Here is a 23,339-nt window from a genome sequence, read left to right on the forward strand (position 1 = left end):
TAAGTTAAATTATAATTTTTTAACTATCGTTTATCAAGATTGAGAGTGAAAATAGTTCAAAATATCTTTTACTTTAAAAAGTAAGGAACTAGGTTTACTTTCGATGTGTGGTCGACGCTGTTTTCTCTAAGCTTCAGGAGGAAAAGCACGTGTCATTTTTTTCCTTATTTTGATCATCTAGGAACTCTATTAAGGCCCGTAGGTATCCTATTTTTTGCCTGTCATTTATTACCACAACAAGAATGTGAAATAGCTATATTCTCCGTGAATTTTTTTTCCGATAAACATTAAAACGACGAAAAAAATGCATGGAGAGGAAACCTAAAAATATGGCACGGAAATTTACATTTACTTTGACGATTAGAAGAAAATTAATTTTCTCCTTTGCACTTATTTTAATCATTCCAAGTATTGTAATTGGTATGATGTCTTATCAAGTTGCAGCAGACAAAATGGAGGAGGAAATTAACAATTTCGGTATTAGAAGTGTTAATATGCTGGATCAAATTATCAACGATACGATTGATCCCAAAATCCATGATATCACGTACTTTTCCAAGCAAATCACCGAACCACTTTTACAGGGTGGCCTACAAGCTCCCATAAGAGAAAGATTGAAGCAATATTACGCTCTGCATTCCGAATTGGTTAGTGTTTTCGTAGGAACCAAAGATGGAGTAATGATACAAGAGCCTATTCAGAAAATGTCTGCCGACTATGATCCAAGAAATAGACCTTGGTACCAGGAAGCTATCGCGAAAAAAGGACAAGTTATTATTACGGAACCCTACGTATCAGCATCCACGGGCAAGGTGGTCGTAACCATTGCGAAAACACTTGAGGATAATTCCGGGGTAATAGCAATAAATTTGAATTTAGATAATCTGTCCGAGATCGTTCAACAGGTTAAAATCGGGAAACAGGGCTACGCATTTATCATCGATCAAACAGGCAAATATTTGGTTCATCCCACGATAAAAAGCGGAACTGATTTTAAGGAGAAGTGGGAAGATGAATTATTTGCCAAGAAGTCAGGTCAGATAAAACTAGATGAGTCAAATGAGTTTATCGCATTTGAAACAAATAAAGTAACGGGCTGGAAGATAGCCGGAAATATGTTCTCCTCCGAGATTCAAGAGGCAGCTCAGCCTATCTTTACTCAAACTCTAGTTGTTATTGCAGTGGCTTTACTTGCAGGTACAATTTTGATGATCTTCGTCATACTTTCCATTACCAAACCGTTGAAAAGATTAATTAAGGCCTCCCGTACAATTAGTGAAGGGGATTTAACTGAAACGATTAGCGTGAACGGGGAGGACGAGATTGGATTACTGTCTCAATCGTTCCAGCAGATGCAGACTAATCTTCGCAATCTGATTGGGCAAGTAGGTTTTAGTGCAGATCAGGTAGCCGCTTCGGCTGAAGAGTTAACTGCAAATGCAGATCAGACAAGCAAAGCTACAGAGCAAATCAGCACGACAATCCAGTTATTAGCCACCGGGGTAGAAAAGCAATTTCATAGTGTAGAAGAAACCTCGGAAACCGTACAGCGCATGTCACTGGGTGTAGAGCAAATGGCCTCTCATTCTGAAGAGGTAACAGCTAAAGCGATTGAAGCATCTGTTAAAGCAACAGAAGGCAGTCATTCGATTCAGACAGCAGTAGAACAGATGAGTTCCATTAATCATACAGTTAAAAAAGTGGCAAGTGTCATTAAGGGCTTGGGTGAGCGTTCCGAGGAAATCGGTAAAATTGTTGACGTTATCGCAAATATCGCTACTCAAACCAATTTGTTAGCATTAAATGCAGCGATTGAAGCAGCACGAGCAGGCGAGCATGGTCGGGGATTCGCTGTTGTTGCGAATGAAGTTAGATTATTAGCAGAGCAATCGACCCATTCGGCTGAACAAGTGGATAAGCTGATTATGAGCATTCAGGAAGAGACGAATCAAGCTGTCCATTCGATGGATTTAGCCACCCAAGAAGCGGAAGAGGGGATCAACCTGATTAATACGGCTGGAGATTCCTTCGAACTGATTCAAGTAACGGTAGAACAGGTAACAGCCCAAATTCAGGAGGTTACAGCAGCGATTAAACAATTGTCAGAGGGATCGAAGGAAATGGTCAGTTCCATGGAAATGATTACGGAGGTAGCAGAAACAGCGGCATCAAGCACGCAGGAGGTTTCTGCATCCACAGAGGAACAGCTCGCGACAATGGAGGAAATCACCCATGCCGCTGCTTCCTTGGCAGACATGGCTGAGGAGCTTCAGGGGTTATTGACAAAGTTTAAAATCTAGGGGAACGATCTAGGAAAATACAAAATGGAGAAAGCCAGTCATTTGTAGCTATCACCCTATGAGGGTGGAGAAGTAGTAATAGATCGTTTCTAATATTTTCCCCTCTTAGTAGACAGGAAGAAGCAACACACCTTGCTGTATTGACTAGGAGGGGATTTTTTGAAGAAATAGGGAGGAAAAGAAGAAGCGAAAGTGATGTATCAATAAGAATGAACTATATATATCTGTGTCTTTATATTCATTTCTCCCTTACAAAAGTGTAAGGTTTTTTTTGTTGACTTAAAAAACAATGTGTAACTATAATTATTACAACCTTAAGGGAATTAGATGAAAATTTGACTAGATCTAGCAAAAAAATAATGAATGGAGAAGATGCAACTATGAAAAAGCTAGTTTTAACAGGCGTATTAAGTGTCGGAACTTTATTGGGGGCGAACCTTCCAGGGTTAGAGGTTATAACAGCGAGTGCAGCTATCCCTTCGAGTCTTTCTATTGCAGAAGGTAATTCACAACAAACTCTTTTCGAACAGCAAAGGCAGAAATATACAGGAATTGTTACTGAAAAAACAAATCAGGGGCTTACAATCTTTACTGAAAATGTGCCTGCTAATGTGCTTACAAATATAAATATAGGCGATTCAGTTGATATATATTCTTCATATAGTTCTAAAGGTGCTGAGAAAGAAGCGGAAGACTTTATAATCGGAACGGTCATAGATTCAGATAGTGATTATGGTTATGCTACAGTGGAATACAAAAGCAACGAAGGAAAAACGGAGACAGTAGATGTTCTCTTTACGGAAGCTCACTCCTATAAAGCCGGGGATAAAGTGAAAGTAACGAATAAGTCAAAATGGGAGCATAAAAAAATTGGACCAAATAATGCAATGTTTGCTTCGGGAGATTCTATTTCTAAAGTTGCTGAGAAGGAAGGAGAAGACTTTATAATTGGTTCGATCACAGAATCAGACAGTGATTATGTTATTGTTGAGTACAAAAGCAACGAAGGAAAAACAGAAAATGTAGATGTTCTTCTTCCAAAAGGTCATTTCTTTAAAGTAGGAGATAAAGTAAAAGTAACAAATAAGGAAAAATGGGAGCATAAAAAAATCGGGTTGCATCATGTGAAATTTGCTTCCGAAAACTCTATTTTCAAAGTTACGGAGAATGACTCCGAAGACCCTATTTCTAAAGGTGCTGAGAAAGAAGCGGAAGACTTTATAATCGGAACGGTCATAGATTCAGATAGTGATTATGGTTATGCTACAGTGGAATACAAAAGCAACGAAGGAAAAACGGAGACAGTAGATGTTCTCTTTACGGAAGCTCACTCCTATAAAGCCGGGGATAAAGTGAAAGTAACGAATAAGTCAAAATGGGAGCATAAAAAAATTGGACCAAATAATGCAATGTTTGCTTCAGGAGACTCTATTTCTAAAGTTGCTGAGAAGGAAGGAGAAGACTTTATAATTGGTTCGATCACAGAATCAGACAGTGATTATGTTATTGTTGAGTACAAAAGCAACGAAGGAAAAACAGAAAATGTAGATGTTCTTCTTCCAAAAGGTCATTTCTTTAAAGTAGGAGATAAAGTAAAAGTAACAAATAAGGAAAAATGGGAGCATAAAAAAATCGGGTTGCATCATGTGAAATTTGCTTCCGAAAACTCTATTTTCAAAGTTACGGAGAATGAATAATAAAAAGAATTAAACTACCTACATAAATTAAGAGCCACAAAACACTATTAGGTTGTTTGTGACAGTATGGTAGTAGTTGCTGTGGCAGGGCTGTAGGTATGCATATACGATGAAAAGCATCTCATTGAGGTGCTTTTCTTTTTTAAGTTACTTATTTTTACAATTATTATATAATAATCAAGGATTAAAATGGGGGTTATTGGTAGATGCAAACTAGTCCTCAAAGCAGATCATAGCTACTTTTTTATATGTAGCTATGAAAATTAATTGATAGGAGAATACAAGATGGAATGGATGTTTTTCTTGCTTTTGATTCTGATTATAGGTGTTGCAATATTTCTGAAATTCGGGGGTTTTCTCAAAAAATCCCCAAATACGAGACAAATAACGAATGATATTGATCCATTGTCTATCGATATCCATGATATAGATAACATGCTGGATGGCTCAGAATTTGAGATCTATTTGTATAGACTGTTTCATGCATTAGGCTATAAAGAGGTGTATAAAACAGTCGGGAGCAGAGACTTTGGGGCTGACTTAGTATTTACAGATCGCTCTGGGGTTCGCAATGTTGTGCAAGCGAAACGTTATAAGATTGATAATGTAGTAGGAATTAGTGGTGTGCAAGAGGTATATTCCTCGATGAGATTTTATAAAGCGAAGAAGTCCATTTTGATTGCAACATCTACCTATACGGATTCATGTGAGACTCTGGCAGGGATTAACCATGTAAAATTGTTAGATCGTACGGATTTAATCTCCATTATCGCAGCTTTCAAACAAGGGGATCTAGAAAAGGCAAAAAATATAATTGAAGCAGAGCCTAGAGTAATTTTGGACTCATGGACTGATTATACAGATTCAAGTCGAGAAATGAAAAAGGATAAAAGGGCGGAAAAGCTAATACGAGGAATATGATTTTGGGTTTTGTGATTCAGTAGTATCTGCATATTGACACTAGATATCGTTGTCTGATACATTTACTACGAAAATGAGAATCATTATCAAAAAACCTTGTTAGTACATATTGGGGAGAGATTCCATGTTAAGGAAAAAGTCATTCTTCTTCATTACAGCGATGCTTATCATGCTGTTGGTTCTGATGACTGCTTGTGGCAACACGAGTAGTACGACAAGCAGTAGTGCTTCTACAGCAAAGGAAAAGGAAACAACTGCTGAGGGAATGCGCAGCTTTGAAACGAAAAAGGGAGTTGTAAACATTCCTGTAAAGCCAAAACGAATCGTTACTGATTTTTACGGTGGGGAATTGCTTTCTGTAGGGGCAAATGTTGTCGGTGTTGAGCCAACTGCTTTCAAAAATCCGTTCTTAACCGATCTTCTCAAAGGGGCTACTGATATCGGAGAGCCTATTAGTACAGAGAAAACATTGCAGCTAAAGCCTGATTTGATTGTAGTTATGAAGGATGAAAACTATGAAGCATTATCCAAAATTGCTCCTACCCTGCACATCCCATATGGGACGGCCACTAGCATCTATGAAACAGTCAGATTGTTTGGTGACATTGCTGGGGAAAAGGAAAAGGCAGAGGAATTTATCGCTGCATTTGATAAAAAGGCGGCGGAGGGTCGCGAGAAGCTAAAGGGTGTTATTGACGAGAATGCTACCTTTGGACTTTATGAGCTGACCGATAAGGGAGAGCTGTGGATTTTCGGAGATAACGCTGGTCGAGGTGGACAGGCAATCTATAACGCACTGAAGCTTAAAATGCCGCATGCCAAGAATAAAGCGGAGGAACAGACGCTACAGCTATCTATGGAAATGCTACCGCAGTATGCTGCCGATTACATGTTCTTGACAACCTATGATCCTGAGAAAAAGGGAGAAGCATTAAAGCAATTAAAATCCTCAGCCGTTTGGAAAAATCTAAAAGCGTCTAAAAACAATACGTTATTCTATAACGATTTTGATACGTTTTATCGCTATGATCCAATCGCTATTACTGGACAGATAGATCTAATCGTTGACATGCTGCTGGAAAGAAGCAAGGAAACGAAAAAGTAGCGAGCGTATTATCACCCCACTTGTAGAGCTATACTCTGGTGGGGTGTTTTCTATTTTGGGAGAGTACCCTATCAAAGAAGATCAGTCATTACCGTATAAAGTTTCGAACTCTTGTCTTGTCATTCCGAAGCAAATGCCATCATAATAGGCTCCTTTTGTAAAAATGATATTTCGTAGCTGCCCTTCTTTAACGAATCCTAGTTTTTCATGCATGCAGATAGAAGGCTTATTAAACGAATAAACGGTAGTGTTCACTTTTTGATAGGACAGTTCTAGAAAGAAAAAACGCATAACCATCACGATCATTTCTGTAGCATAGCCCTTGCCTCGATGGGGATCAAAGACAGCTAAATAGTAATCGAACGTACCATTTCTCCTATCACAATCAAAGGTTTCGATTATGCCTACGACCGCGTTGGTTTGATCTATAGCAATAAACCGAAAAGCGTCTTCTTCCTCAGCTTGTTCCTCTATCCATTCCTTTCTTTTTGCTTGGGAACGAGGAAAGTGGAGTGAATTCATATTTCGTAGGATTTCATCATCTAATAAATCAAAAATACTCTCATCCTCAGGCCCCAATGCTCGTAAAGAAATCTTTTGTCCTGTCCAATAGGTGATTGCCATATTACTCCTCCAGATATGTATTTAAATCAAAGGGCAAGCTAGTGCCACGCAATGTCAGTTTATTTACTTGAATGTTCAGACATATGTTCGGGATGATTATTAAGAATGCTTCCGGGCTGGTTGTAATGACAGGCTGTTCTTGTATCCTATTTGCTATGGTGTTGCAATCTTGTGTCTTAAAGCAAATCGTGGGTGGTGCTATTGCTTGCTTAAAAATAACTTCTACCTGTGCCTGATAGATTCCTTCTGTCAGGTTGAATGGTTACGCCCGACAGCTTGAACACCAATGAATTTTAGTTTTTTTCATCGGATGTCCCGTTGAAAAGGAGACGATCAATTAATCTCTCATGAATGAGAAATTCTTTTTTGGTAAATTTTTTTTCGACAAAAAAATCAATATCTTGCTTGACAGTCGTACATATACCTTAGTATAATTCGTAGTAATTTCAAACGGAAATATATTCGGAATATTGAATGCTATGAATAGGAATAGTAAAGACATGTATTTGTGCAGAGAGCTATGGGTTGGTGCGACATAGTCAAATAACATCTTGAACTCGCCTAGGAGCAGTAAGGTGGAACGGAAGTATACTTCTTAGTAAATCTTAACGACTAACCTTCGATATCAGGTTTGTAATCAAACGATTACTACTAAGTGGATTCATTATGGAATCAATAAGAGTGGTACCGCGTTAAGTAAATGGCTTGGCGTCTCTTTATACAAAGAGATGCTGGGCCTTTTTTATTTTTATACAGGAAGAAATGGAGGTTTTTTGCTTGATCAATAATATGTTTATTCATATAAAGTAATTTAATTAGGGGGAAATGTAATGAAACAGACGGAGCAATGGACGTCGAAATTAGGATTTATCATGGCAGCAGCAGGCTCTGCGATTGGCCTTGGCGCAATATGGAAGTTCCCATATATTGCTGGAAAGAGCGGGGGAGGAGCATTCTTTTTAATCTTTATCTTGTTTACTGTATTAATAGGTCTTCCGCTATTGATAGCTGAATTTATGATAGGGCGTAGTACACAAAAACAAGCAATTCAAGCTTTTAAAAATATTGCACCAAATACAGGGTGGCACTGGATTGGACGTCTTGGGGTAGGTACTTGCTTTATTTTGCTATCATTCTACAGTGTTGTTGGCGGTTGGATATTAATCTATTTATTCAGAGGAATTACAGGACAGATTATTGCACCACAGCAAAATTATGCGGCGCTATTTACAGAAACAATTGGGAACCCAGTTTGGGCCATTGTCGGGCATTTTGCTTTTATGTTTATTACGATATTTGTTGTATCAAAAGGTGTACAAAATGGAATTGAAAAAGCAAGTAAATACATGCTACCAGCATTGTTCATTCTATTTTTGGCTCTTATTATTCGTTCATTAACACTTGATGGTGCAATGAAGGGTGTTACGTTTTTCTTACAACCTGATTTCTCAAAAATTACTTCAGAAAGTATTTTATTCGCAATGGGTCAATCATTTTTTGCGATTAGTATTGGGATTTCCATTATGATTACGTATAGCTCTTATTTAAATAAAAAAGAAAGCTTGCCACGATCAGCCATAACGATTGTTGGATTGAATTTATTTGTTTCTCTTTTTGCCGGCCTTGCTATTTTTCCAGCAGTATTTTCATTGGGAATGGAACCAACAGAGGGACCGGGATTGCTATTTATCATTTTACCATCCGTGTTTAGCCAGATTCCATTTGGAAGCTTCTTCTTAACCGTATTTCTTGCACTATTCACCTTTGCAACTTTAACATCTGCATTTTCTTTACTTGAAACAGTTGTTTCAGCGCTAGCGAATGGACAGCAAGAAAGAAGAAAAAAAATAGCATGGGTAATGGGGATTTGCATTTTCTTAGTAGGTATTCCGTCAGCACTTTCATTTGGTATATGGAGTGATATTACCATCTTTGGTAAAAACATTTTTGATGCAGTAGACTTTTTCTCACTTAATATTTTAATGCCACTTGGAGCTTTGCTAATTAGTATTTTCGTTTCGTTTAAAATGGAGAAAAAGATACTAGAAGCTGAATTCTTCGTAGGTGGAAACTACGGAAAGACCCTGTTTACTTGCTGGGCATTCTTGCTTCGATTTGTTGCTCCAATTGCGATTATTATTGTTTTTTTGAATGCGGTTGGTATTATTCAGTTTTAAGAGTTTAAATATTCAGTAAAATTCTGGCGTTATATATTTTTCTAAATCTTTCCTTAAAATAGGAGAGGGGTACAGCCAGCATTTTAAAAACACGTTAAGTAAATCATAAAACAGCAAAAAGTCGATTTCCTGTATGCTAAGGATAATCGACTTTTTGCTGTTCCTACCTTTGTAGCGGTGAACGAGATTTTTATTTGTGTCGTTATCTGCTATAAAAATAGTGTTTCCGGCATTAGGAGAAACAAAGGTTCCACTGCCTGTGATCGCATAAATTAAGTTTTTCATCTCGTAAATTTTAAAGGCCCTTGTGATGCTACTAAGGTTTATATCGAGATAATCGGCCAGTTCCCTTTGCGGGGGAAGCTTTGTATGTGGCTTAAGGTAACCATTTAAGATATTGTATTCCAATAAGCTTGCGATTGAGAGATATAATGGGGAGCTCAAATTCCTTTTATCTGGGTTCCATGACATAGGATAATTATCAAACCATGCGGTAGGCGGTGTATGCCCATTTGCAGTCAATAAAGGCGTTGAGGTTTATTTAGATCAATCACTGAAACGCTTTACAACGGTTTTTCCTGCCTGCGGTAGTGCAAATAGTGCCATTGAATTAACGATAGAAGAGTTGGAAGAGTACTCGCAATATATAGAGTGGATTGATGTATGTAAAGGGTGGGCGGATTCAAACTAGATTCGGTTTCTATGTAACATTCATAGGTCTTTTCGTGATTCTCATTACGTTTGGTCTCGTTGTGCGCAGAATCATTTATAAGAAAGATAGCGACCAAATCTGGGAAAGCGGAGATATCTGTACCGAGCTCTGCACAAGAGTACCTGAAGAACCATCCAGTTACGTTTGTTGGCATTTGGCCGAACGGTCATCAAGCTCCTGAACTTGTCTATTTGCCATTACATCCCCAGATTTTTTTATCTCAAAAAGATAATTCGTAGGACGTAAAAAAGCCCTGAAGCAGATCAGGGCTTTTTACATGCTAGATTCATTTGTTTTGTGATAATGAGCTATCTATTACTGGTTTTCATAGATTTGATACATCGACATGTTTTCATCATCCATCGCCTTGCTTACTTGGAAGGCCTCTTGAATGCTTTTCTTGTTTTGGATGATCTCGTAGAAAAATCGCGAAACAAATAGTAGCGCGGCATTTCCATCTGGATAGTTGTTTGGACCAATATACGTTTGGCATCCACAATGTAGGAATGCTTTTGCCAGTTCAGGATCACCTAAAGAACATCCGTTAGCAACAACGATTTTCCCTTCCAATCTGGCAAAACGAGAAATTTCCTCTGGTCCAAAGTTGCCCGGCACCTCATCTGCATCATACACGTCTTCTCCTAGCTCCGGCATGATGAAATTCCCTTCATCTCCATGGAAATTGAGAATAATCATGTCAGTATTGGGATATAAGTCCTCACCCGATAAGATGGCAGTGAAATCATTTGGTCTACCTATCCAATACGTAAAGACTCTTGCGCCAAAATACTCCAAAGTAGCTCGGATTGCTTGTGTATCCATATCAGAATCAGGCCCGCAGACTAAAGCAACATGCATTTCTGGTTTACTCATCATTGATTCCTCCATAATTTCATTTTCATAACGCTAAAATGAGTGGATATGGAGGTGGTGCTCGTGCTTTTTTTAAGAAATTGACAACACGTTACTTCTTATTCGGCTTCATATGAAACTCCTTTTAAAATGAATTTATTATTTTATCAAATATAGCATAATAAAGATGAATAGTGCAAATATTTGGTGTATTATTTAGTAGGTACTTAAAAAGAAATGAGGATTCTAGCTATGGATGAAAAGATACCAAAAAAGATTAGACCTTTATTACAAGAGTATAGAGACTTATTACTGTCTGAATTAACTGATGTGATAGAAGGAATTTATTTATATGGTTCGATCGCTTTGTCAGCATTTGATGAGCATAAAAGTGATATAGATTTCATGACAATTGTAAAAAGAAGATTAACGCACGAAGAGCTTGAAAGAGTAAGCAAGCTACATCATAAGCTAAAGAAGGATAATCCACTTGCCCAAAAATTGGACGGTATGTATATCAGCCTTGATGACATTGGACGAGATAATAAATCCTTACAGCCTTACCCATGCTGCGCTAGTGGAGTTTTTAAAAAAGAGGGGCACTGGGATAGCAATCATGTGACGTGGTGGACATTAAAGCATTATGGAATAACGATTGCGGGTAAAAGGATAAATGAATTAGGAATTGCTACAGAGTGGCAGGATGTTCATACGACAATGCATTATAACCTAAATGAATATTGGGCCAAAAAGGGGAAAAGCCGGATTTTTTTCTTGTTTGATGAGTGGATTGAAGACGCTGTAGTAACCTTGTGCCGCATTTATTACACCTTAAAGGATCAAGAAATTATTCCAAAGAATAAAGCAGTAGAGCATGCACTTCAAGCGCTGCCCTCTGACTGGCACCTACTTCTTAGAGAAACCTTGAGAATTCGTAACAGAAAAAATCAACCATCGTATTTTTCTTCCAGAATAAAGAGAGCGCGAGAAGCAAGGAATTTTATAGCATACATGATTACTTTTTGTAATCTGCATTTTTTTACTAATGATAGTCATTTGGAATGATAGGACGGAATAGAATATTGACAAGGATAATGATTATCACTATCATTTAATTATGGAAATATTTCCAAAAGATTAGTCGCTTCCCAGATTATGCATCATTCGCTCCGTTGGGTTTCTACCATACTTTTAAGTAATAAGTTGTCGGCTTGCTACTATGTGTTTTTCGCAACTTGCTTGTAAGCATTGGAATGGAAATTTCAGGTTGAAGGGGAAGAGAATAGATGAAAAGCACAGGAAATCAAGACTATATTCCGGCTTTAAAATTTCATTGGTTGACCCGATTGTATGACCCTTCGTTGTGGGGAATGAAGGAAATAGCCTTCAAAGGGCATCTTGTGAGTCAAGCGAATTTGATGCCAGAGCAACGCATCTTGGATTTGGCTTGCGGAACAGGTACCTTGACTCTTATGCTCAAGCAGGCACAGCCACATGCAGAAGTAATTGGACTAGATGCCGATCCTAACATACTATCCATAGCTAGAAATAAGGCAGAAGAACAACAGGTAGCTCTTACCTTTCGACAAGGAATGTCGTATGAGCTTCCCTTTGAGGATAATCACCTCGATCATGTTTTTTCTAGTCTGTTCTTCCATCATCTGTCTCGGGAGATGAAGCGTAGTACGCTGCAAGAATTATGGCGAACCCTGCATCCGGGTGGAGAAGTGCACATCATTGACTTTGGTAAGCCTCATAATGTAGTAATGAGGGCAGCGTTTTTTACCGTGCAGCTATTAGATGGCTTTGAAACTACAGCAGATCATGTTACAGACGTTCTTCCTGAACTTCTTAAAGACACCGGGTTTGAGAATGTTCGACCAATAGGTGATTTTAAGACAAGAGCAGGCTCACTTCGTGCCTACTCAGCAAGAAAACCCGCCTAAATAGGGGCGGGTTTTTTGTTTTGTTTCCAGACTTATTTTTTACAATGGAAAAAAATCCGTGAAGTGGTTGCCTTTCACCGGCAAGTGGCAGAGAAAATGTAATCAAACAGCTATCATTGTCATGTAACGGTAAACGATCTATTTCATTTTGGCAAAAAAAGAAGGGAGGGAATCGGATGAAGCAAAAAACAGGAGTTCCTCGACTGCTTGAAATCGCGGGCGAAAAGCGTGGATTATTAATCGTCTCGGCTTTGTTCTCTACAGTGAGTGCAATCAGTATGCTGGTGCCGTATGCGTCGGTTTACTTTATTTTAAAGGAATTATTGGAGTATGCTTCCAATCCTGTCTTGGCCAATGGGGATTTAATGATTCGTTGGGGTGTTATCGCCTTGCTTGGCCTTCTCGTGAGTCTAGTAACAATGTATGCAGGGGGAATGGCTTCGCATCTTGCGGCATTTCGTATTTTGTACGGTTTGCGTGTTCGTCTCGCTTCCCATATTGGAAAATTACCACTGGGCTGGTTGAGCGGAACCTCTACAGGTGCTGTCAAAAAAACGCTGGAGCAAAATGTTGAAAAGGTAGAGACATTTATCGCTCATCAGCTACCTGACTTAGTCCACGTGCTGGTTACCACGATTCTGATGATTATTGTCATGTTTTACCTCAATATTTGGCTTGCGGTTGCTTGCATGGTACCTATTTTAATTGGATTTGGTGCTCAGTTATTTCTCATGACTGGCCCCAAAATGAAAGATAGTATCAAGCTTTATTATGACTCACTGGAGAGGATGAATGGCTCCGCCGTCCAATATGTGAGAGGGATGCCAGCTATCAAGGTTTTTGGACAGACTGTGCATTCGTTCCGCAAGTTTCATGTCGATATGATTCTTTATCGTGATTATTGTGTGAATGTTACGAATCAGGTGGAAAAGGGATTTTTGATTTTCAAGGTGACACTGGGCTCTTTTGCGGCATTTTTTTTGCCAGTCGGAGTTTTTCTGCTGAGTAGTCAGCCAGAAAGCATCGCATTTGCTTCCACACTGTTGTTTTTTTTAGTGATGGCCCCTGGGATTTCTTCTTCCATGTTTAAAATAATGTATTTGACGTCAACCTTGCGGGAAATAAGTGAGGGGGTAGAGCGAATTGATCAGATAGTAGCAGAAAAGCCAATCCCAGAGCCTGAAAATCCGCAGAAACCGAGTGGGTTTGATATTCAATTTGATCATGTTTGCTTTTCGTATCCATCCAGTGAAAAATCTACTACCAGCTCTTCTGACATCTCTACTGGTGACGAAATACTCTCACAGATTTCCTTTACAGCGAAGCAGAATCAAGTGACGGCTTTAGTGGGACCCTCGGGTGCTGGTAAGTCAACGGTTGCCAATCTGGTACCGCGCTTTTGGGATGTAACGAAGGGAGCGATCAGAATTGGGGGAGTGGATATTAGAGAAATTGCAGGTAAAGACCTGATGAATACGGTGGCGTTTGTCTTTCAGGAGACCTTTTTGTTCTACGATACCGTATTTCATAATATTGCAGTCGGAAGTCCTCATGCCTCTTTAGAGCTGGTGATGGCGGCAGCCCGGGCGGCGCAGTGTCATGATTTTATCAGCAAGCTTCCCAGTGGTTACGATACCTTGATCGGAGAAGGTGGCGTGTATTTATCTGGAGGAGAAGAACAGCGTATTGCTGTGGCTAGAGCGATCCTAAAAAACGCTCCTGTGCTTGTGCTAGACGAGGCGACGGCTTTTGCTGATCCGGAGAATGAATACGAAATGCAGCTTGCTCTTAAAGAACTGATTAAGGGAAAAACGGTTATTGTTATCGCCCATCGACTGTCTACTATCCGAGATGCTGATCAAATCATCGTGCTACATGAGGGGCGTATTTCAGAACAGGGAAAACATGAGGAATTATTGGCTTCTAAAGGGTTGTACAATCGAATGTGGCGTACGTATATAGACGCAGAGCAATGGCAGATCGGAATGGATGAGGAGGGAAGCATAGGTCATGAGCATGTTGCACAACATCACAGTGGGTAATCCTAAAATGCTGATTAAACCAGTCGTCTATACCACATTGGCTAACCTCGTAGGAATTCTGCCATTTATACTATTGGTGGAAGTAGCACGTCTGATCTTCCAGCCTTTTATCAGCTCAGGTGTGGAAATGGATTTTGCAAGGCTATGGTGGGTATGCGCAGGTCTGGGGGTGTCCATGGTCTTCTTATATCTGTGTGAGCTTCCGGCATACCGAGCACAATTTCGTGGAGCTTATAACGCAGCGGTGGATGGCAGAACCAGGCTGGCAGAGCATGTAAGAAAGCTATCGCTGGGATTTTTAAACAAACGTGACCCCGGGGACCTTGCCAACATGATGATGGGAGATATCTCATTAGTAGAGCATGGAATTTCTCATGTTGTTCCACAGATGATCGGCGCACTCATTATGCCTTTTCTTGCTCTGATCGGGTTGTCTATATTAGACTGGTGCATGGCGGCGGCTATGTTTTTGGTATTTCCAATAGCGATCGCCCTAGTGCTCATGACTTCTAAATTACAACGCAAGCTTGGCAGTCAGCATATGCGAGCCAAGATAGATGCGGGTAATCGTTTGCAGGAATATTTACACGGGATTCGCGTGATTAAGGCCTATAATTTGACTGGTGAAAAATTTATACGTCTGGAGAACTCGTGTAAAGAGTTGATGAAGCGCAGTCTCCTAATCGAGGGTCTGATTGGACCGATTGTATTGAGCGCAATTGCATGCTTACGAGCAGGACTTACTGTCATGGTGATTGTAGGTGTTCATTTATTGCTTGGAGGCAGTCTTGATCTCATGACATTTGTTACTTTCTTACTTGTTGGTACACGAATTTTCGAGCCCTTAACAGTTGCGCTTATCAATTATGCGGAATTTCGTTATCACGAGCAGGCAGGGGAACGCATTGTGCAATTGTTACATGAGCCAATTATGTCTGGAGAGCTTTTGCCCCCAGAGTGCCACGATATTGAATTAAACAACGTTACCTTTGGTTATCAGGATAAAGCTGTGCTGCGTGAGGTGAGCTTACGGATGCAGGCAGGCTCTTTTACCGCATTGGTCGGACCGTCAGGAAGCGGGAAAAGTACGGTTCTTCGCTTGATTGCTCGCTTTTATGATCCTGATCAGGGGACAGTTACCCTGGGAGGCGAGGATATCCGCCGTATGAACCCTGAGGAGCTATTACGCAAGGTATCTATGGTTTTTCAGGATGTGTATCTGTTCCAAGATACCATTGCAAATAACATTAGATTTGGCAAAAGTGATGCCTCCCAGCATGAGATTGAGGAAGCGGCTAGACTCGCCTGCTGCCATGATTTTATCGCAAAGCTACCACAGGGATATGATACGTTGGTGGGAGAGGGCGGAAGTACGCTTTCAGGCGGCGAAAAGCAACGTATCTCGATTGCACGAGCTATTTTAAAAAACGCTCCCATTGTTTTATTGGATGAAGCAACTGCATCACTGGACCCTGAGAATGAGGCGGAGATTCAAAAGGCTATTGACCAGCTTGTGCGAAGGAGAACTGTCATTGCGATTGCTCATCGGCTAAAAACAGTGAAGGCAGCAAGCCAAATCGTTGTGTTGGAGAACGGACAGATCAAAGAGCAGGGGAAACATGACGAACTCCTCGCGTTAGGCGGGCTGTATGCACGCATGTGGAGATTGCAACAAGAAGCTCGTGGATGGGGCGTATCTAATTAAGTAGATTGGTTTTCTATATCGATAAATTGTAAAGAGTAAAGCCAAGGCCTGAGGCATCGTACCCTCAGGTTTTATTTTTTGTACAACATGTGCTGAAATATCATTTTATCGCATACATAAGCAGCTAGGATATGATAAACTGCTTATAAATGAGAATAATTATCATTAGATGTAGCATATATCACAACCTTTGTGTGCGCAGATAGGAGGGGAGAAAATGATTGTTCAAGCAGAAAATACAGAGCTTACAGATTTCAATGCAAATGTTCTACATCAAATCCTAGGTCATTCCTCTGTAGAGCCCTATGAGCATTGCGGCAGGGTACCGTCCCATCTTGGCGAAGGTCATTTCAGTTGCATGCAGCTTCGGGACGGTATGGAATTGCACATGAGTGATATGATTTTATATGAGAACGTTTCGTTTGATGTAGGCATTCGCTATCCGCATCTTGAGCTTGCGTTTACGCTAGATGGGGGTGGGTATTTCTCTGTTGAGGGACAAAACAAGGATATTGTAACAGAAGCAGGTAGTGCCCAACTCGTTTATTTACATGATATAAAATTTCATGCCGAGCAAATCAAAGAAAGACCAATTGTTCACATGGAGCTGCGCATGGATGCGAGGCTTTGGGGCAGCCTGTTTCCAAATATAAAGCTTGGGGATAATCAGTCCTTCCTCTATCTTCAGGATACGATTCGTCCGAAAATGCAGGTTCTACTACAGCAACTGCGCAATTGTTCTTATAGCGGGTCAGCCAAGCGCCTTTATATGGAAGGAAAAACCTTAGAGCTTTTGGCATTATTTATCTATGAAATGGAAATGGGGCAGGTCAAAGGGCGCAGTAGGTTAAAAAAAGACGATATTGATCGAATTTATTTAGCTCGGGATATTTTGGTAAAAATGCTAGGCCAGCCACCCAGCCTGCTTGCTCTATCGAAATTGATTCATCTGAATGATTACAAGCTCAAGATCGGCTTTAAAGAAGTGTTTGGTATGACTGTATTTGAATTTGTTAGACAACAACGGATGGAAAAAGCGAGAATGCTATTGGAGAATAATAAGATTAGTGTCAGCGAAGCTTCCTCGCTCGTGGGCTATCATAATTTTAGTCATTTTGCCTCTTTATTTCGCAAAACATATGGTGTTAACCCAAGTGAATATGGCAAGAATGCTTTAAAGTAAAGAGGATGTCAGAAATGCCTATCATATACAGCCGACTATAGATGAAAATGACCGCCAAGGATCAGCTAAGGCGGTCATTTTTGTGTATCCTGATACACCTAGCACATTACATGACCAGCAGATGCTTCCAAAAACTCAAGTTGCAATCATCCTTGTATTTTTTCATGTATAATAAGCGAAAGTAAGGTATGAAGGGATCAGTTATAGATTTGTCCATGCGGCAATTAGGATGAATGGCAAAATATAAATCAACTCTTTACAGAATATATGGAATGAGGAACGAGTTTTGAAGACATTTAAAAAGATGTACATTGAAATTACTAGTGTTTGCAATCTTGCCTGTAGCTTCTGTCCACAAACAGGTCGACAAGCTAGGTTTATTAAGCTAGACACGTTTACCAATATTTTGGATCAAATTAAACCACATACAAAGCACATCTATCTTCATGTGAAGGGCGAACCGCTCCTGCATCCCAAAATTGATCAATTGCTAGATGTAAGCCATGAAAAGGGATTTAAGGTCAACATTACGACAAACGGAACCCTTATTCAAAAGAATCGTGCCAAGCTACTGGGTAAGCCAGCCCTGCGTCAAATGAACTTCTCGTTGCATAGCTTTGATGGTCATGAAGGCTCTGTTGATCGTGATAAATATTTATCCAACATTCTATCCTTTGTTCGAGAGGCGGCGGAGCATAATGTAATCATATCCTTTCGTCTCTGGAATCTGGATAAAGATAACGCAACGAATCTTCAAAGAAATAGGAACAGAGAGACCTTAGAGATGCTGGAAAAAGAATTTAATCTGGACTATAAGATTGAAGAAAAAGTAATTCCGGGCAGCGGGGTTAAGATTGCTGAACGAATTTATCTCAATCAGGATCATGAATTTGAATGGCCAAGCTTACACGCGCCCGAGGATGATGGAAAAGGCTTTTGCCATGCCCTTCGTACTCAAGCAGGAATCCTCGTGGATGGAACCGTTGTGCCGTGCTGTTTGGATGGGGAAGGTGTGATTAATTTGGGCAATGTCCAAACTACACCTTTCTCTGAAATCGTAGAGAGCGAGAGAGCAAACAATCTTTTTGACGGATTCTCAAGACGCGAGGCTGTTGAGGAATTATGCAGAAAGTGTGGATATCGAAAGCGGTTTGGAGCTTAGTGTGGATTTATGGAGATTATTAACATAGAAATAACCCAAAAAGAACACCTAATTTTATAGGTGTTCTTTTTTGGGTTACATAAAATCTGTAAAATATTTAATTTTATGAAACCTTCTTTATTATATATGAGGGCATTAGTTACTAGAGAGATTAATTTAGTAAAAATAAGTTAATTTATTTTTTTATTAATTGTTAAAATTATATATATAATACAAAAAATTCAATTGTAGTAACTTGTTTTTTGAATTGCATAATGATAACATGTAGAAAAAATAGTAAATAATACCAATTATTTAAAAAATGAGAGGATAAGTCGATGGGTAAGGAATCGATTACAGTTGTGACCGGATATCATTTTTGTATAAATAAAGAACGAATGAGCTCGAATAAATGGTTTGGCAAAATAAATGATATGGTATTCACCCCAACATATACACAAAAACCGTTTAAAATTCATCAAAAATTGACACCGTTTCTTCTGCAATCCGTTGCTTACGTTGTTTCTGTATTAAAGCAGAAAAATCTTTTACCCAGGCCAGATCGAAGAGGAGTCATTATGAATGTGCCTAATGCTGTCTCTGCAGAAATTGACTCTTACCTCAATGCTTTTCATCAACCGCGCAGAAGAATTAGACCTCATCAGAGCTTAGCTATCGATTCAAGTTCTCCAACCGCACTTGTTACACTTCAATTCAATTTTAAAGGACCCTCTGCCACATTAACTGATCGGTATGGCGGCTTGAGTGGTTTAGGTTGGGCATACAATCTGTTAAGGGAGAATCGTTCTGATTTAATGATAGTAGTTGATATAGACCGAGAGTCCTCCTTAACAGATGATTTTGTTGGAAGTATCAGCGTTGCGGCGTTAATAAAGGAGTCTTCCACGGGAGAAATAGCACCAGTTGGAAAACTAACGGATTGGACATTTGAATATCCGAGAAAAGACAGTTTATACGGCAATAAACTAGAACAGGTAATGATCTGGCTGGAATCGGAAAACTCATCGCCATGGTTTGGTTATGTCGATCCTGACAACTGGGCAATTTGCTTTACGAAATCATAGGGGGGAGCACGGAATGAGAGTGGGTATCGCTGGTTTAGGTATCGTTTCTCCTTATGGATTCGGTTTTGAGCTATTTGCCAAAGGTCTGCTTGCCGGGAAAAATGCCCTTGCCTCCTTAACAAGATTTGACGCTCAAGGGTTTCGATCTCAAATAGGCGGACAAGTTGACTTTCAAAGTGATAAATTGGAAGAATCTATAGCGAAAATTTGGTTGAACAAGGCCTTACAGGAGGCAATAGAGCAAGCAGAGTACAAGCTAGAGATATGGCGTGACTGCAAAAAAGCTATTATCTTACCAGTTGTCTGCGGGGATTCTATGTCTGGATTTGGAGAAAGGGCAGAGGTATGGGTGAAAGACCCTCTAGAGTTCCTCCCTTTTGAATGGCGTGAGCAAACACCCGTACTACGTTTGTCAGCAGCATGTTCTTCTATCAGTTCTGCAATCGCAATGGCAAAAAGTCTTGTCTCACAAGGACAACTAGATATGGTAATGATTGCACGAGCAGAACTTCTTAATGAATATGAATATGCTTCGCTCGATATTGTTAAGGCTATTTCAACTGAGACAGCGCGTCCCTTTGATCAAAATCGTAGTGGGATTTTAATAGGAGAAGGGGCGGGGGTCATTTTACTTGAGTCAGAGGAATGCCTGCGAGATCGTGGGAAAAAGCCACTAGCCTGGATAGATGGAATTAGTCATATCGTTAGTGGGTATGAAACAAATATGGTTGAGCTAGATAAAGACAGTGCGATACATACGATGAGTGAGGCGTTGGAGGATGCAAAGCGTAAAAAAATCGATTGTATTCAGGCTCATGCAACAGGTACCCCTCAAGGTGATCTCGTTGAGGCAGTAGGCATTGTGGAGGCTATAGAGGAGGGGAGTATGATCCCGGTAAGCTCACATAAAGGGGCAATTGGACATTTGCTACGCTGTTCAGGAGTAATGGGATTAGCCGCAGGGGTCCTTTCTTTGCAAACGAACGTTATTCCAGCAACTCTTGGTTTGATAAATCTCGACCCGGCTTGTCCAGTTCAGGCGGTAATCGGACATAGTATGAAGGCAACAGTAGAGTCTGTGCTTATCAACAGTTTTGGTTTCTGCGGAAATTATGTATCTATGGTAGTTACCTCACCTAAATAGTGAGAGACATAAGCATGAGCAATGCATTGCGATATAAAAAATTTATAAGATAGTGTCGGAAAGTAGGATGAAATATGAGTTTGATACACGTTTCTAATCTACAGAAAGAATATGCTTATTACAGAAAGGAGGTTGGGTTGCTTAACTCTATTAAAAACCTATTCCATCGGGAAAAGCTGGTCAAGGAAGCGGTACAAAAAATTTCATTTGATATCGATGAGGGAGAGATGATGGCTTTTCTTGGACCAAATGGAGCAGGAAAAACAACAACTTTGAAAATTTTATCGGGCATCTTGCATCCTACTAGTGGAGAAGCAACTGTGATGGGGTATGTTCCATGGGAACGTAAAAAGGAATTTAAAATGAAATTTTCGATTGTTATGGGACAGAAAAGTCAGCTATGGTGGGATTTGCCCGCTAATGAATCCCTATTTTTAAATAAATTCATTTACGAAGTAGAAGATCGAGAGTATCAAAAGACGTTGGAGGAGCTAACAGAATTACTTGATGTCAAGGATATTTTAGATGTACAAGTGAGAAGGCTTTCCTTGGGAGAACGAATGAAGCTAGAATTGGTGGCCGCATTAATTCATCGACCTAAGGTTATTTTCTTGGACGAGCCTACAATTGGATTAGACCTTATCTCACAGAAGAGCATCCGTAAATTTCTGAAGTATTACAATGAAGAGACGAAGGCTACGATCATTTTGACAACACATTATATGAAAGATGTAGAAGACCTTTGCAAACGAGCTATTATTATCAATCAGGGAAAGATTGTGTATGATGGCAACTTAAATAAAGTAAACGAATTGCTGAATCAGAAGAAGCTCGTTAAAATTCAATTTTCTGCCCCTGTTCCACAATCAGCTGTAGAAGCTTACGGAATTGTGAGGGAGCACAACGAATTTGAAAGTCTTATCGAGCTTGATCGTGAATTTTTAAAGCAAAACTCCAAGCTGATATTGGAGCATTTGCCTGTAAGTGACATTAATGTAGAGGATATCCCCATCGAAGATAGCATTACGATTTTGTATAAGAAGGATGAGAAAAATGAGAAGGTTGCGCAGTTTTAGGAAATACATTCATACCTTTCAATTAGGGATACAGACAGCAGTGGAATATCGAGCTAATTTTGTGTTGGGAATTGTGGGAAGTATATTCTCCATCACCATATTAACCTACTTATGGACAGCTATTTTTGATAGCCAAAGTCCCGGGTCTACCGTTTTTGGATATACCTTTCAGGAGATGATCACTTATACACTGATTGCGGCAGTAACTGCCAAGATTATTCAAGCTGGTTTTGAGTATGATGTAGCGGAAGATATAAAGGAGGGTGGGCTTAACAAATTTATCATTAGACCGATTGGATATCTTCCTTACAAAATTTATTCGTTTCTTGGCTCTAAGCTAATTTATATTGTGGTCAGCTTTTGTTTAATCTTTCTCATTTTATTTGTCTTAAATAGACTGATCCAAGTAGAGATTAACCTCGTTAATATCGGTTATTTTCTGATTACACTCTTACTTGCTCTCGTATTAAACTTCTTTATCTTCTTTAGCATTACTACCATAGCTTTTTGGCTTGAAAATGTTTCTTATATTTTTGAAGCTCCGAAAATTTTGCTTGTAATATTAAGTGGAGGGATTTTTCCGCTAGATGTCTTCGATGATACAATTCTCTCCTTTCTAAACTATTTGCCATTTAAATATACGGTCAATTATCCAGTAGATGTGCTTATTGGGAAGTACCAGGGGATGGAACTGGTGACAGGTATGGGGCTACAAGTATTCTGGATTATCGCTTTTGCTGTTCTCTCCAAATTGTTATGGGGCATCGGTATTAAAAAATATATAGCTATAGGTGGATAAACATGGCATGGGTTAAAGAAGTAAAAAAAATGGTAAAGATATACTATCTATTTTGTAAAAACTGCTTAATGGCGCAGATGGAATATCGTTTTAATTTTTTTGTCGGAGTCATTGTGGAGAGCGGTTTTGTATTATCCAAGTTGATTTATATCTTTGTGATATACCAGTCAGGTTTGATTATTGAAGGATTAAGCAGAGACTCTATTCTATTGTTCTCAGGTACATTTATGCTGGTTACAGGGGTATATGTTAGTCTTTTTGTTGTTAATTTTTTTAAAATCTCAGAGGATTATATACACGAAGGAAAACTTGATTTATACATTACAAAACCAATATCCCTACAATTTCTTACCACAATGAGATATATAGATTTTGGCTTGGCGATTCCCAATCTGATTGTCGGAAGTGTGCTGTTGGTAATGGGATGGAGTCGATTAGGAATTGAGGTTAGCTTGGCTAATATCGCAGGCTACACCCTATTTTTAATCGGAGGAATTGTAATTAGTTACACAGTCATGTTGATTCCGCACCTCTTTTCGTTTTGGTTTATTAAAACATCCGCTGTAAATGATTTGAGCAATGATATTTGGGAATTTGGGCACATGCCAGCAAGAATCTATGGTAAAACAATCCAGACCATCGGTATTTACATTATTCCGTTATTTTTAGCAAGCAACTTTGGACCATTGTATCTCCTAAATCAATTAAGCGTGGTAAATATGATGTGGGGTATTCTTGCTCCGCTAGCATTGTTGCTTTTGACTCGATTACTGTGGAAGGTAGCGGTTCGGAATTATTCTAGTGCAAGCAGTTGAGCTTTTATAAGAGAG

At 39.5% G+C, this 23,339-nt stretch carries 18 protein-coding genes, 2 pseudogenes and 1 other annotated feature; of the genes and pseudogenes, 17 read left to right on the forward strand and 3 right to left on the reverse strand.

Translation table 11 applies throughout. From position 1 onward, the window contains the following. The first annotated feature begins 329 nt into the window (after positions 1-329). The 4 genes from GOP56_RS18795 to GOP56_RS18810 all read left to right on the forward strand — a co-directional run bounded on the left by GOP56_RS18795 (position 330) and on the right by GOP56_RS18810 (position 6,023). Positions 330-2,300, forward strand: a complete 1,971-nt coding sequence (locus tag GOP56_RS18795; RefSeq protein ID WP_254068460.1) for a methyl-accepting chemotaxis protein — start codon at positions 330-332, stop codon at positions 2,298-2,300. A 359-nt stretch (positions 2,301-2,659) separates the two neighbouring features. Further along, positions 2,660-3,997 carry a hypothetical protein gene (locus tag GOP56_RS18800; protein ID WP_254068462.1) on the forward strand — a complete coding sequence of 446 codons (1,338 nt, stop codon included), beginning with the start codon at positions 2,660-2,662 and terminating at the stop codon, positions 3,995-3,997. Between the two features lie 285 nt (positions 3,998-4,282). Then, complete coding sequence (locus GOP56_RS18805) at positions 4,283-4,918, forward strand: restriction endonuclease (RefSeq protein ID WP_163246278.1); 636 nt, start codon at positions 4,283-4,285, stop codon at positions 4,916-4,918. Between the two features lie 124 nt (positions 4,919-5,042). Further along, positions 5,043-6,023 carry an ABC transporter substrate-binding protein gene (locus GOP56_RS18810; RefSeq protein WP_163246279.1) on the forward strand — a complete coding sequence of 327 codons (981 nt, stop codon included), beginning with the start codon at positions 5,043-5,045 and terminating at the stop codon, positions 6,021-6,023. Between the two features lie 81 nt (positions 6,024-6,104). Here the strand turns inward: GOP56_RS18810 and GOP56_RS18815 are convergent, their stop codons facing one another. After that, the gene (locus GOP56_RS18815; protein ID WP_022586331.1) at positions 6,105-6,647 is read right to left on the reverse strand and encodes a GNAT family N-acetyltransferase; all 543 of its coding nucleotides are present in this window, start codon (positions 6,645-6,647) and stop codon (positions 6,105-6,107) included. A 470-nt stretch (positions 6,648-7,117) separates the two neighbouring features. Continuing rightward, positions 7,118-7,366, forward strand: a binding site (T-box leader). A 111-nt stretch (positions 7,367-7,477) separates the two neighbouring features. Between GOP56_RS18815 and GOP56_RS18820 the strand changes: the two genes are divergently transcribed. After that, entirely contained in the window at positions 7,478-8,824 is a 1,347-nt protein-coding gene (locus GOP56_RS18820; RefSeq protein WP_163246280.1) for a sodium-dependent transporter, read from the forward strand. A gap of 195 nt (positions 8,825-9,019) precedes the next feature. Here GOP56_RS18820 and GOP56_RS24030 read toward each other — a convergent pair. Then, positions 9,020-9,295 (reverse strand): annotated as a pseudogene (locus GOP56_RS24030) (GntR family transcriptional regulator); the annotation flags it as partial. Between the two features lie 7 nt (positions 9,296-9,302). Between GOP56_RS24030 and GOP56_RS18830 the strand changes: the two are divergent. Further along, positions 9,303-9,515, forward strand: a pseudogene (locus tag GOP56_RS18830) (YbaK/EbsC family protein); the annotation flags it as partial. 336 nt (positions 9,516-9,851) lie between these two features. On the opposite strand, the gene GOP56_RS18835 reads toward GOP56_RS18830, so the two are convergent. After that, positions 9,852-10,409 carry a delta-aminolevulinic acid dehydratase gene (locus tag GOP56_RS18835; RefSeq protein WP_163246881.1) on the reverse strand — a complete coding sequence of 186 codons (558 nt, stop codon included), beginning with the start codon at positions 10,407-10,409 and terminating at the stop codon, positions 9,852-9,854. A 231-nt stretch (positions 10,410-10,640) separates the two neighbouring features. Here GOP56_RS18835 and GOP56_RS18840 point away from each other — a divergent pair, with 231 nt between their 5' ends. The 11 genes from GOP56_RS18840 to GOP56_RS18890 all read left to right on the forward strand — a co-directional run bounded on the left by GOP56_RS18840 (position 10,641) and on the right by GOP56_RS18890 (position 23,324). Next, entirely contained in the window at positions 10,641-11,453 is an 813-nt protein-coding gene (locus tag GOP56_RS18840) for a nucleotidyltransferase domain-containing protein (protein WP_163246282.1), read from the forward strand. A gap of 221 nt (positions 11,454-11,674) precedes the next feature. Continuing rightward, positions 11,675-12,334 (forward strand): class I SAM-dependent methyltransferase, encoded by a 660-nt coding sequence (locus GOP56_RS18845; protein WP_163246283.1) that lies wholly within the window; start codon positions 11,675-11,677, stop codon positions 12,332-12,334. Positions 12,335-12,510: 176 nt separating this feature from the next. Beyond that, positions 12,511-14,376, forward strand: a complete 1,866-nt coding sequence (locus GOP56_RS18850; RefSeq protein WP_163246284.1) for an ABC transporter ATP-binding protein — start codon at positions 12,511-12,513, stop codon at positions 14,374-14,376. Then, positions 14,345-16,081: an ABC transporter ATP-binding protein gene (locus tag GOP56_RS18855; protein WP_163246285.1), complete on the forward strand. Its 1,737-nt coding sequence runs from the start codon at positions 14,345-14,347 to the stop codon at positions 16,079-16,081. Before GOP56_RS18850 ends, GOP56_RS18855 begins: the two co-directional genes overlap by 32 nt. Before the next feature lie 217 nt (positions 16,082-16,298). Next, on the forward strand, positions 16,299-17,264 hold the full coding sequence (locus GOP56_RS18860; RefSeq protein WP_163246286.1) for an AraC family transcriptional regulator: 966 nt from the start codon (positions 16,299-16,301) through the stop codon (positions 17,262-17,264). Between the two features lie 286 nt (positions 17,265-17,550). Next, on the forward strand, positions 17,551-18,426 hold the full coding sequence (locus GOP56_RS18865; RefSeq protein ID WP_003335577.1) for a radical SAM/SPASM domain-containing protein: 876 nt from the start codon (positions 17,551-17,553) through the stop codon (positions 18,424-18,426). A 317-nt stretch (positions 18,427-18,743) separates the two neighbouring features. Next, complete coding sequence (locus GOP56_RS18870) at positions 18,744-19,490, forward strand: beta-ketoacyl-[acyl-carrier-protein] synthase family protein (RefSeq protein ID WP_022585830.1); 747 nt, start codon at positions 18,744-18,746, stop codon at positions 19,488-19,490. Between the two features lie 13 nt (positions 19,491-19,503). Beyond that, positions 19,504-20,634 carry a beta-ketoacyl synthase N-terminal-like domain-containing protein gene (locus tag GOP56_RS18875; protein WP_121473402.1) on the forward strand — a complete coding sequence of 377 codons (1,131 nt, stop codon included), beginning with the start codon at positions 19,504-19,506 and terminating at the stop codon, positions 20,632-20,634. Between the two features lie 74 nt (positions 20,635-20,708). Beyond that, complete coding sequence (locus GOP56_RS18880; RefSeq protein ID WP_035319093.1) at positions 20,709-21,710, forward strand: ABC transporter ATP-binding protein; 1,002 nt, start codon at positions 20,709-20,711, stop codon at positions 21,708-21,710. Beyond that, positions 21,688-22,509: an ABC transporter permease gene (locus tag GOP56_RS18885; RefSeq protein WP_163246287.1), complete on the forward strand. Its 822-nt coding sequence runs from the start codon at positions 21,688-21,690 to the stop codon at positions 22,507-22,509. The genes GOP56_RS18880 and GOP56_RS18885 overlap by 23 nt, the downstream gene beginning before the upstream one ends. 2 nt (positions 22,510-22,511) lie before the next feature. Beyond that, positions 22,512-23,324 carry an ABC transporter permease gene (locus tag GOP56_RS18890; protein WP_121473404.1) on the forward strand — a complete coding sequence of 271 codons (813 nt, stop codon included), beginning with the start codon at positions 22,512-22,514 and terminating at the stop codon, positions 23,322-23,324. Positions 23,325-23,339: the final 15 nt, after the last annotated feature.

The organism is Brevibacillus sp. 7WMA2 (assembly GCF_010748895.1).
Taxonomy (GTDB): domain Bacteria; phylum Bacillota; class Bacilli; order Brevibacillales; family Brevibacillaceae; genus Brevibacillus_B; species Brevibacillus_B halotolerans.

Bases quoted from the DNA above. Each gene is read 5' to 3' on its own strand.
- GOP56_RS18855 (WP_163246285.1), top strand. From the start codon at position 14,345: ATGAGCATGTTGCACAACATCACAGTGGGTAATCCTAAAATGCTGATT.
- GOP56_RS18880 (WP_035319093.1), top strand. From the start codon at position 20,709: ATGAGTTTGATACACGTTTCTAATCTACAGAAAGAATATGCTTATTAC.
- GOP56_RS18840 (WP_163246282.1), top strand. From the start codon at position 10,641: ATGGATGAAAAGATACCAAAAAAGATTAGACCTTTATTACAAGAGTAT.
- GOP56_RS18815 (WP_022586331.1), bottom strand. From the start codon at position 6,647: ATGGCAATCACCTATTGGACAGGACAAAAGATTTCTTTACGAGCATTG.
- GOP56_RS18875 (WP_121473402.1), top strand. From the start codon at position 19,504: ATGAGAGTGGGTATCGCTGGTTTAGGTATCGTTTCTCCTTATGGATTC.
- GOP56_RS18810 (WP_163246279.1), top strand. From the start codon at position 5,043: ATGTTAAGGAAAAAGTCATTCTTCTTCATTACAGCGATGCTTATCATG.
- GOP56_RS18860 (WP_163246286.1), top strand. From the start codon at position 16,299: ATGATTGTTCAAGCAGAAAATACAGAGCTTACAGATTTCAATGCAAAT.
- GOP56_RS18800 (WP_254068462.1), top strand. From the start codon at position 2,660: ATGAATGGAGAAGATGCAACTATGAAAAAGCTAGTTTTAACAGGCGTA.
- GOP56_RS18805 (WP_163246278.1), top strand. From the start codon at position 4,283: ATGGAATGGATGTTTTTCTTGCTTTTGATTCTGATTATAGGTGTTGCA.
- GOP56_RS18835 (WP_163246881.1), bottom strand. From the start codon at position 10,409: ATGAGTAAACCAGAAATGCATGTTGCTTTAGTCTGCGGGCCTGATTCT.
- GOP56_RS18890 (WP_121473404.1), top strand. From the start codon at position 22,512: ATGGCATGGGTTAAAGAAGTAAAAAAAATGGTAAAGATATACTATCTA.
- GOP56_RS18885 (WP_163246287.1), top strand. From the start codon at position 21,688: ATGAGAAGGTTGCGCAGTTTTAGGAAATACATTCATACCTTTCAATTA.
- GOP56_RS18845 (WP_163246283.1), top strand. From the start codon at position 11,675: ATGAAAAGCACAGGAAATCAAGACTATATTCCGGCTTTAAAATTTCAT.
- GOP56_RS18795 (WP_254068460.1), top strand. From the start codon at position 330: ATGGCACGGAAATTTACATTTACTTTGACGATTAGAAGAAAATTAATT.
- GOP56_RS18870 (WP_022585830.1), top strand. From the start codon at position 18,744: ATGGGTAAGGAATCGATTACAGTTGTGACCGGATATCATTTTTGTATA.
- GOP56_RS18850 (WP_163246284.1), top strand. From the start codon at position 12,511: ATGAAGCAAAAAACAGGAGTTCCTCGACTGCTTGAAATCGCGGGCGAA.
- GOP56_RS18820 (WP_163246280.1), top strand. From the start codon at position 7,478: ATGAAACAGACGGAGCAATGGACGTCGAAATTAGGATTTATCATGGCA.